Source organism: Pedomonas sp., assembly GCF_036515995.1.
Lineage (GTDB): Bacteria > Pseudomonadota > Alphaproteobacteria > Sphingomonadales > Sphingomonadaceae > Pedomonas.
Window position 1 is genome coordinate 1 of record NZ_DATBUP010000009.1, and the last position, 9,768, is coordinate 9,768.

A 9,768-nucleotide genomic window follows, 5' to 3' on the forward strand; every position below is an offset into this window, starting at 1 on the left:
GTCGTCGTCTTCCTCGGCCTTGCGCAGCTCGGCTTCCAGCTGGCGCAGCTCCACGTCGCCGTCGATGGCGAATTCCAGCGCCAGTCGGTCGGTTTCCTCGATTTCCTGCGCCACGTGCGCCACGCGCCAGTTGAAGGGGAACTCCACGTCCCCGCTTTCCTGCAGGAAGTCGCCGCGCAGCAGGCCGAGCAGGCTGGACTTGCCCGCGCCGTTGCCGCCCACAAGGCCCATCTTCTCGCCCGCGTTCAGGTTGAAGGTGCCGTTTTCGAACAGAAGCTTTGCACCGCGGCGCAGCGTGACCTTGTTGAAGCTAAGCATGGGAGAATCCGGAAAATGCCAATCTCTGGCCAGTGAACACGAGAGCAGCTTTCGAGCAGGGTGGCATACCCGTTGCTTGCGAAAGTGCGACCAAACAAGCGCCAGAAGCCCTGATCCGAGGTGACCGGATCTCAAAAGGCTCTGGTGCCGAAGCCGCGCGCAGGGCGTGCTTATAGTCCGGCTTTGCCCGCAGGCACAGGGCTGTTTTTCACCAAGGCGCGCGAAAAGTCAGCGGAGCGAAGGTCAGCGAAACGGTCGGCTGACGAAGCGAGAGCCTCGCAAGCCGAACCGCCACGGCCGGTCAGCGGCCTTGGTGATGCCGATGCGCGTGCCCGTCATGATTTCCGGCACGGCCTCCCGCGCCTTGAACAGAAAAGGCGGCTCATCGAGCGGGCGCTTGTCGTCCTCCCCGGTCAGGCCCAGAGCCTGCGCCAGGCAGCCCGGCCCGGCGCAGAGTCGTCTCGGGTCAGCGGTCCCGCGTCGCTGTGCCATTATCTCAAGACCGTGGGTGGGCTCCAGCGCCCGGATCAGCACGGCGCTGCCGTCGCCCGTTTGCTCGCCGCACACCACGTTGAAGCACCAGTGCAGACCCATGATCCGATAGACGTAGGCGTGTCCCTGCGGGCCGAACATGGCGGCGTTGCGCTTCGTTGGGCCGCGAAAGCTGTGCGAGGCCGGATCATCCGCCGTATAACATTCCGTCTCGGTGATAATGCCGCCCACGCCATCCACCAGCAGTCGCACGCCGATGAGGGCTTGCGCCAGAGTGACGGCATCCTGCGTGAAATAGTCCCGGGTCAGCATAAATACCCCAATGAAACGGCTTTTTGTCGAAACGGTTGTTGACCGCCGCCCCCCATCGCGTGCAAGGGAACACGCAACCTGTCGGCTGCCGGATTGTTGCTGTGGCGGGTTCTGCCACAAATTGTCTGTCCGTTAAGCTGGGTGTTGTACCATGCCGTTTCCTCCCGTTCACGCTGCTATGCAAGCGGCCCTTACTGAAAAGGGCTACGCCGAGCCCACCCCCGTGCAGGAGGCCGTCATCACCGCCGGAGCCGAGGCGCAGGACCTGCTGGTCTCTGCCCAGACCGGTTCAGGCAAGACGGTGGCCTATGGTCTCGCCATGGCCTCGGATCTGCTCGGCGAGCATAACACCATGCCGCCGACCCGCACGCCGCTGGCACTGGTGATCGCGCCGACGCGCGAGCTGGCCCTTCAGGTGCACCGCGAATTCCAATGGCTCTACGGCCCGGCCGGCGCGCGGCTTGCCTCCTGCGTCGGCGGCATGGACATCCGCCGCGAACAGCGGGCGCTGGCGCAGGGCGCGCATATCGTCGTCGGCACCCCCGGCCGTCTGGTCGACCACCTCAACCGGGGTAGCCTTGACGCCTCGGCCCTGCGCGTCGTCGTGCTCGACGAGGCCGACGAAATGCTCGACCTCGGCTTCCGCGACGATCTGGAAGTCATCCTTGACGCCATGCCGGAGGAGCGCCGCACACTGCTGTTCTCGGCAACCCTGCCCAAGGGCATCGTCCAGCTCGCCAAGCAGTACCAGCAGGATGCCCTGCGCATCTCCACGGTTTCCACCGGCGGTCAGCACGCCGACATCGATTACCGCGCCGTGCGCGTCGCCCCGAGCGACCTTGAACACGCCATCGTCAACCTGCTGCGCTACTTCGATGCCCGCGGCGCGATGGTGTTCTGCGCCACCCGCGAGGCGGTGCGCCGCCTGCACGGCAATCTGCTCGAGAAGGGCTTTTCGGCCGTTGCCCTGTCGGGCGAGCTGAGCCAGTCCGAGCGCAACCATGCGCTTCAGGCGCTGCGTGACGGCCGTGCCCGCGTATGCATCGCAACCGACGTTGCCGCCCGTGGCATCGATCTGCCGGATCTGGGCCTCGTCATTCACGCCGAGCTGCCGACGGACAGCGCCACGCTGCTTCACCGTTCGGGCCGTACCGGCCGCGCGGGCAAGAAGGGCATCTGCGCCGTTCTCGTGCCGCACTCGCGCCGTCGCCGCGCCGAGCGTCTGCTGGCCGAGGCCAAGCTCAAGCCGCAGTGGATGAACCCGCCCTCGGCCGATGAAATCCGGGCCAAGGACCTTGAGCGGATGCTCGGCGAGGCCACGCTGGCCGAAGGCCCGGGCGAGGAAGAGCAGGCAGCGGTGGCGGCTCTGCTGGAGAAGTTCACGGCCGAGCAGATTGCCGGTGCCTATGTGCGCCTGCACCGCGAGCGCCTGCCGGAGCCCGAAGAGCTGTTTGCCGATGGCGCGCCCGAGCCGGACGAGCGCGAGCGCGGTCCCCGTCAGGGCTTTGAAGAGTCGTCCTGGTTCCGCATCAACGTCGGCCGCAGCGGCAATGCGGATCCGCGCTGGCTGCTGCCGTTCCTGTGCCGCCACGGCCATGTGACCCGCCGCGACATCGGCGCGATTCGCATCTTTGACCGTGATACCCGCTTCGAGGTGGCCGCCTCTGCGGCTGCTCGCTTCATGGCGGCGGTGCGCAAGGCCGCGGCGGAAGATCCGGATGTCATCATCGAGCCGGCCGAACCTGCCAACGAGGCACCCCGTTCGCGCCCGCGCCTGTCGCCCCGCTTCGGGGATGACGGCGGCAAGCCGCGTGGCGGCCCCAAGGGGTTCAAGCCGCGCGGTGGTCCGCGCCCGCAGGGGGATCGTCCCTATCAGGGTGATCGTCCCTACCAAGGCGACCGTCCGCGTGGCGGCGAAGGCCATGGCCGTCCGGCCCGGTCGGGCGCCAAGGGCGGCCGCGGCCGTCCCTGAGCCAATCCCTGATCGCGCTTTGCGCGGTCCAGCCCCGAATTAGGGCCCGCCGGCGTTTCCTGAGCCGTCCCCTCTGGCTTGGCGGAACTTTCGGCCTATCCTTACGCACGCGGCAGGTCAGGGCGTTGCCAGTCTTGAGCCTGACGCGGCGGGGGATTTCCCCGTCGTGTGCGGGCCATGCCTGAGTGACGTAGAACTAGGCACTGCCCTTCGGGTCGGGTAATCAGGGCATTGATGTCAGAGGGTGAGCAGATAGCACGGGAAGCCAAGGCTGCGCCGTTGGCGTCCCGTCTCATGGTCGGTGGGGCTTGGATGGTGGCAACCCGTTGGGTGCTGCGCCTTCTCGGCCTCGTCAATGTTGTCATTCTGGCCCGCCTCCTGTCGCCGGGAGACTTCGGCATCGTGGCCATGGCCATGGCGTTCGTGGCCATTGCCGACTCCATCATGAACATGGGCGCCGAGAGCGCCGTCATTCAAATGGGCGAGAAGGGGCGGCAGTACTACAATGCCGCCTGGACGCTGCGCATCGTCCAGAATCTGGGACTGGCAGTCGTCATATCCGGCCTCGCCTTCCTCGCGCCCGCCTACTATGGGGACGCCAGGGTGGAGGCCATTCTCCATGTGGTGGCCATCACCGTGCTCGTGCGGGCGTTCGAGAACATCGGCGTCACGGCCATCCAGCAGGAGCTGCGCTTCTCCTCCACATTCTGGCAGCAGGTGGTCTCGCAGGTCGTCGCCATCGTGGTGACGCTCACCATCGCGCTCGTCTATCGCAGCTACTGGGCGCTGGTGCTGGGGTCTCTGGCCCGCACCGCCATGACCGTGCTGCTCAGCTTCACGCTGTTTCCCTACCGGCCCCGGCTGGACTTCTCCGGATGGGGGCGGATCTGGTCCTTCTCCCAGTGGTATCTCGTCAACAATCTGGGCAAGACCCTGCTCATGCGCGGCATGTCCCTGACCCTTGGCCGGGTGGCCGGGCCGGGCGTGCTGGGCATCTACACCATGGCAGCGGAACTGGCCGGAACGGCCGCGTTCGAGATCGCCATGCCGATCAGCCGCGTGCTCTACACCGGCATGGTGCGCTTGCGTGACGATCTGGAGCGCTACCGCCGCGCCTTCCTGCGCGCGCTCCATGGGGTTACGCTGATCACCGCGCCGATCTGCTTCGGGCTGGCCGCCGTCAGCCACGAGCTGGTGCTGGTGGCGCTGGGCGACAACTGGATCGAGGCCATCGACATCATGAAACTGATGGCCTTGTCCGGGGCCCTGCGGATCATCTCGCTCATCGTCACCGATCAGCTGGTGGTACTGGGTCAGTTGCGCAAGAACGCGGTCATCAGCTGGATCCAGGCCATCATCATTCTGTCCTCGGCCATACCGGTCTATCTTCACTTCGGCCTCATGGGCGTGGCGACGGTGACGGTCACGCTCTCGGCCATCACCCTCGTGTACCTGATGGCGATGATGGCCCGCGCCAGCGGCGTTTCCATGCTTGCGCAGGCCGGCAGCTTCTGCGGACCGATGCTGGCGGGCACGCTCATGGCAGGTGCGGTTCTGGCGCTGCCGCTGATCTTCACCGTGCCGGACATCCTGATGCTGGCCATCAAGATTGCCGTGGGTGCGATTGTCTATGCCGCGCTGGTCGCGCTGTTCTGGCTGGTGGCCGGAAAGCCGGACGGCCTTGAGCGCACCGCGCTTGAGAAGGTCGCCGCAGTCCTGCAGCGTGTCTCCGGCAGACTGCGTCGGACCTGAGTAAGCCGGCCGCTCCGGCAGGCCGCAGCTGTAACGGGTTGAACCGAAACCATGCGGGTGGCCGCCGGCGCAGGCGGGCCCACCTAAGGAAGAAGGCGAGAATCATTATAGTAAAGGAAGTGGGGGATGGAGCACCTGTCACCGGCCCAGCAGCACCCTGCGCCTGACCAGACGCTTAATCTGGCGGTTGTCGGGAACTGCATGCTGAATGCGCTCATCGACAGAAAAGCCAAGATCGTCTGGTCCTGCTTCCCTCATTTCGATTCCGATCCTATCTTCTGCAGCCTGCTTCAGCCCAAGGGCAAGCACCGGGAAGCCGGTTACTTCTCGGTCGAACTCCTCAACATGGCGGGCAGCAGCCAGGAATATGTGCGCAACACCGCCATTGCCGTCACGACCCTCTATGACCACAACGGTGGCTGTATTCGGGTGGTGGATTTCGCGCCCCGCTTCAAGGCCTATGGCCGCGCCCTTCATCCGCCGTATCTTTTGCGGCGGATAGAGCCTGTCTCCGGCAGCCCGAGGATCAGCATTCGCATACGGCCCCTGGCCAATTACGGCGCGCAGGCGATGACGCGCGTTCTGGGCAGCAATCACATCAGCTTCCACAGCGGCGGCGAGCTGGCGTTCCGGATCACCAGCGACATTCCCGTATCCTACCTCTCGGCCGAGGCCGCCTTCGTGCTCGACCGCCCGGTGCACCTCATCCTTGGTCCGGATGAGGCGCTCGAGGCGGACATCGCCGACATGTCACGCGAGTATTATACGCGCACCGAGTCCTACTGGCATGAATGGGCGCGCTACTTGCACGTGCCGTTTGAATGGCAGGAGGCTGTCATCCGCGCCGGCATCACGCTCAAGCTCTGCGCTTTCGAGGAAACCGGGGCAGTGGTCGCTGCACTGACCACGTCGATTTCCGAAGCGCCCCATTCCGGGCGCAACTGGGACTATCGCTACTGCTGGCTGCGGGATGCCTATTTCGTCGTCCACGCCCTGAACCGGCTGGGCGTCACCAAGACGATGGAAGAGTTCATTCGCTACATGGTCAATGTGGCGGCAATGGAGGAGGGCGGGAACATCAAGCCCGTCTATGCCGTCCTGCCTGGCACGCCCCTAACCGAGCGAATCGCCCCGGCGCTGGAGGGGTACCGGGCCATGGGCCCGGTGCGCATCGGCAACCAGGCGGGCGAGCAGGTGCAAAACGATGTTTACGGCAGCGTCGTGCTGGCGGCCGCGCAGATGTTCTTCGACAAGCGCCTTCCGCGAATAGGCGACATGGCATTGTTCCGCCGCCTGGAGCTGCTGGGCGAGCGAGCCGCGCAGGTGGCGCTCGAGCCTGATGCCAGCCTCTGGGAGTATCGGGGGCAATCCCGCGTCCATACCTATTCCAGCGTCATGTGCTGGGCGGCCTGTGATCGGCTGGCTGCAATCGCCGCCATCCTTGCTCTGCCGGACCGAGAAGCCTATTGGCGTGAGGAGGCCGTTCGCATCCGTTCGGTCATTCTGGAGCGGGCCTGGAATCCCACCATGAACTGTTTCGTCGGGACGTTCGACGGCAACGATGTGGACGCCAGCTTGCTCCTTCTGCACGAGGTCGGCTTCGTCGCGGCATCGGACCCGCGTTTCATCGGTACGGTTGCCGCCATTGAGCAGAGATTGCGCCGGGGCAACCATATGTTCCGCTACGCGGTGCCGGATGACTTCGGCATGCCGGAGACGGCCTTTACCGTCTGCACCTTCTGGTACATCGACGCGCTTGCGGCCATCGGACGGCGGGACGAGGCCCGGGCCCTGTTCGAGAACCTGCTGGCCTGCCGTAACCACGTGGGGCTATTGTCGGAGGATATCGATCCGCGGACCAGCGAACTCTGGGGCAATTATCCGCAAACCTACTCCATGGTCGGGCTTATTCTTGCCGCCATGCGCCTCAGCAAGAGCTGGCGCGAAGCCTTCGAGCACCGATGGTGAAAAGAAAAACAGCCGGGGAGGGGCCCGGCTGCTTCTCCACATCAGGGACGGTCAACCGCGTCAGCGGCCGGCCTTGACGCCCTGACTGCGCAGTTGCAGGAAAATCAGCGTCACTTCGCGCAGGTGTTCGGCCAGCCACATGGCCATGCCCCGCTCTTCGGTGAGGGATTTCCCCAGAAGCGGCAGCGCCTGGGTGTATCCCGCTTCCTGACCCAGCGTGATCAACGCTTCATAGGAGGCGATCTCGAAATTCTCGTGCGCATAGCTGGTGAGGGAATTCTTCAGGATTTCATCCTCGGCCATGGCGTTGGCCATGGCGCCCATAACGCCCATGGCCGACATCGCCATATCCTTGAATACGGAGCGGTCAGAGCCGGTCATTTCCAGAATCTGCTCCAGACGTTCCTTCTGCATCAGGGTCTCGTCCAGATGCTGTGCAACCCGCTCCCGCACCTGTGGATAGTTCTCGATGCGGGAGAGCATCAACTCCAGCATTTCCTGGGACTGACGCTCCATGGCATGGGCGTCCTTCAGTCCGGCAACGAAGAGGGACTCTGCAATTTCGGCTGAGGCTTGGTGCATGTCGGGTCTCCAGTAAATCGGCTTGAGCGGTCCATGGGCGCGCGGCGTGCTCTTGCCCATGTCAGCGGCCATCAACTCCGCGCGCCGCGCTGCCAGAGCACCGCCAATGGCGTAAAGATCGGCCCCCTGCTCCCGCATTTCGGGGAACATCCGGCCTTCCTCCTCGACGACGTGTAGTTGCACCTCGCCGGCTAGGCGGTGGATCAGATCATCCATTTCGGCACTGCCGGGGTCGGCCAGCTCAATGGCTGCCACCAGGTCCTTGATCCGCCCATGCTCCTCAAAGGCGCGGTCGACCAGCGTCTCATCGCCGGTTGAAGCGCGCGCAAAGGGATAGAGAATGATTTCCTCCGCACTCGCATGGGCTTTGAGTGCGGCGCAGATCTGCTTGGCCACATTGGATTTCATCGCCGGATCAGGCAGCCGATCATAGGCTTCGAACCAATCGTTTACCTGGCGGTGGTCCTGCATGAGCAGTTCGGTCACGTCCGGCAGCACCTTGTCGCTGACGGCCATGCGCTCCATCACTGTCATGATAAGACCGCCGGCGTCCTGACGGGCCTTGGAGTCCGTGGTCGCTTTCATGATTGCCTCCCATATGTACAACGGGCGCTGCGGACGGGCACGACCCTGTGTGGCCGTGCCCGGCCCGAGCAACCTCAGGCGGCTTCGGCGGATTTGACGATTTCCGCGTAGGTGGTGCTGGCGCCATTGCGCTCGCGCTGAAGACCCGGCACCGGGTGCTCGCCCAGAATCTCGTGGCGATAATCCGTGCCGTTGACTTCAATGGCCTGCTGGATGACGGCCTCGCTCGGCACCATGCCGTTGTTCACCGTGCGCTGATAGTCGAAGTAACGGTGGTCGGCCGGCAGGCTGCTCACCGGCACAAACATGGACTCCTGTGCCGTCAGGTCGATCTGCGCCTGCAGGACCGAGCGCACGTAAGCCTTGTTCTCGCGGAAGGACAGCGGCGCCACGAACGGACCGGGGATCACCTCTTGCGGTTCGCGGCGCTCCACCCGCTTCATCAGCTCACCGGCAATGCGCAGGTGCTCGATTTCCATGTTCAGATGCAGCTCATAGATTGCCCGAATGCGCGGGTCCGGTTCCTCCTGCATCAGGGACCAGTAAATCCAGCACTCGTTATATTCGTGCAGCAAAAGGTTGTGCATCCATGTCGCACTGGGATCGAGGATAGACTCGTAGTGGCTGACGTGCTGCTCTTCGATCTCCGCGATCTCAGCGTACAGACCGCGGGCAATCGGCTCGATTGGCCGGTTGCCGATCGTCATGTAGTAATTCATGGTCTGCTGTTCGGCAGACATGACCGTCAGCGCGTTCAGGATCGACTGCGGATCAGCAGCCAGACCCGGCATCGGACGTCGGATCTCGTCACGCGGATCGCGATGCTCGAAGATGGTCGGGCGGCCCGGCATGATCTCGGTCAGATCGTCCACCAGTGCTTGCGCCTGCTTGCCTTCCAGCATTTCAAGCAGGTTGGCGTACCGGTACAGGTGATCGAAATCTTCAAGCAGGCCGAATTCGTAAACCTGGCGCAGGTAGGGATCCGGTTCGTTCTGTGCGACCCAGGCCGTCAGGTCTACCGCGACCTGCTCGTAACCGATCGTCACCTCCAGGGTCGACTCCTCGCCCGGGATCAGCCAGTTGACGGCCTTTTGCTGCTGGGCCTCGATGCGCCGGGTCATGGCGAGCATCCGTTTGACGTCCGGATCAAGCGTATTGCGCGCCATCGTATGGGAAAACATGACCGCCTCGACCTCGATGCCGTTGGCCAGAATCGCCCGGCAGCGGGTGTAGGGATGCACATCTTCCTTCCGGTAAGGCGGAACGTTGAGCTCAGACCAGTTTCGCAGCTGCTTCTCCAGCGGGATGCCTTTTTCCTGCAGAGGATTGAATGTCATGATGACCACTCCGGCGCGTTTGGTTTGGAAAACAGGGGGATGTTTCTCCAACACGCTGCCGCTGGCGGGGTTCCGTCGGGCTGATGCCAGTTTATCGCTACGCCTCCGGGCCGCTTGCCCTGCCCCGCCTCGCTCGGCAAGCAACGCTCGCGCCAAGACTAGCTTCGCATCCAGACCCCGGGGAAGCCATGTACCGTGGCGCGGCCGAAAGCTGTGAGTCTCCGCTCCGGGCTAATTCTTGTGATGACAAATCCAGTGTCTACGCTACGGCCGGCGTTCCAGGGTACACGATCCATCCTGATAAGTGTTTGAAATATTTAGACTTGAAAGTCGGTTTCGCAAAAAGTTCAAAAAGTTTGCCTGTTGTCGTTGACTCTTGGTTTGGTTGGGGCCATAAGCCGCCTCCCGACGCGGTGACGCCCTCACCGGGACGGACGGAGCGGCTCTCGG

At 63.9% G+C, this 9,768-nt stretch carries 7 protein-coding genes; 3 read left to right on the plus strand and 4 right to left on the minus strand.

What is annotated here, in order from left to right; translation table 11 throughout:
- Nucleotides 1–318: ATP-binding cassette domain-containing protein (locus VIG90_RS00665; RefSeq protein ID WP_331591436.1), on the minus strand; the 318-nt coding region annotated here is incomplete at its 3' end.
- Between the two features lie 243 nt (nucleotides 319–561).
- Nucleotides 562–1,122: a DNA-3-methyladenine glycosylase gene (locus VIG90_RS00670; RefSeq protein ID WP_331591437.1), complete on the minus strand. Its 561-nt coding sequence runs from the start codon at nucleotides 1,120–1,122 to the stop codon at nucleotides 562–564.
- Between the two features lie 151 nt (nucleotides 1,123–1,273).
- Here VIG90_RS00670 and VIG90_RS00675 point away from each other — a divergent pair, with 151 nt between their 5' ends.
- From VIG90_RS00675 to VIG90_RS00685, 3 genes are all read left to right on the plus strand, one after another.
- Complete coding sequence (locus VIG90_RS00675; RefSeq protein ID WP_331591438.1) at nucleotides 1,274–3,094, plus strand: DEAD/DEAH box helicase; 1,821 nt, start codon at nucleotides 1,274–1,276, stop codon at nucleotides 3,092–3,094.
- A 312-nt stretch (nucleotides 3,095–3,406) separates the two neighbouring features.
- On the plus strand, nucleotides 3,407–4,846 hold the full coding sequence (locus VIG90_RS00680) for an oligosaccharide flippase family protein (protein ID WP_331591439.1): 1,440 nt from the start codon (nucleotides 3,407–3,409) through the stop codon (nucleotides 4,844–4,846).
- Nucleotides 4,847–4,972: 126 nt separating this feature from the next.
- Nucleotides 4,973–6,814 (plus strand): glycoside hydrolase family 15 protein, encoded by a 1,842-nt coding sequence (locus VIG90_RS00685; RefSeq protein WP_331591441.1) that lies wholly within the window; start codon nucleotides 4,973–4,975, stop codon nucleotides 6,812–6,814.
- Nucleotides 6,815–6,874: 60 nt separating this feature from the next.
- Here the strand turns inward: VIG90_RS00685 and VIG90_RS00690 are convergent, their stop codons facing one another.
- On the minus strand, nucleotides 6,875–7,981 hold the full coding sequence (locus VIG90_RS00690; RefSeq protein ID WP_331591442.1) for a DUF892 family protein: 1,107 nt from the start codon (nucleotides 7,979–7,981) through the stop codon (nucleotides 6,875–6,877).
- A 74-nt stretch (nucleotides 7,982–8,055) separates the two neighbouring features.
- Entirely contained in the window at nucleotides 8,056–9,318 is a 1,263-nt protein-coding gene (locus VIG90_RS00695; RefSeq protein WP_331591443.1) for a hypothetical protein, read from the minus strand.
- Between the last annotated feature and the right edge of the window lie 450 nt (nucleotides 9,319–9,768).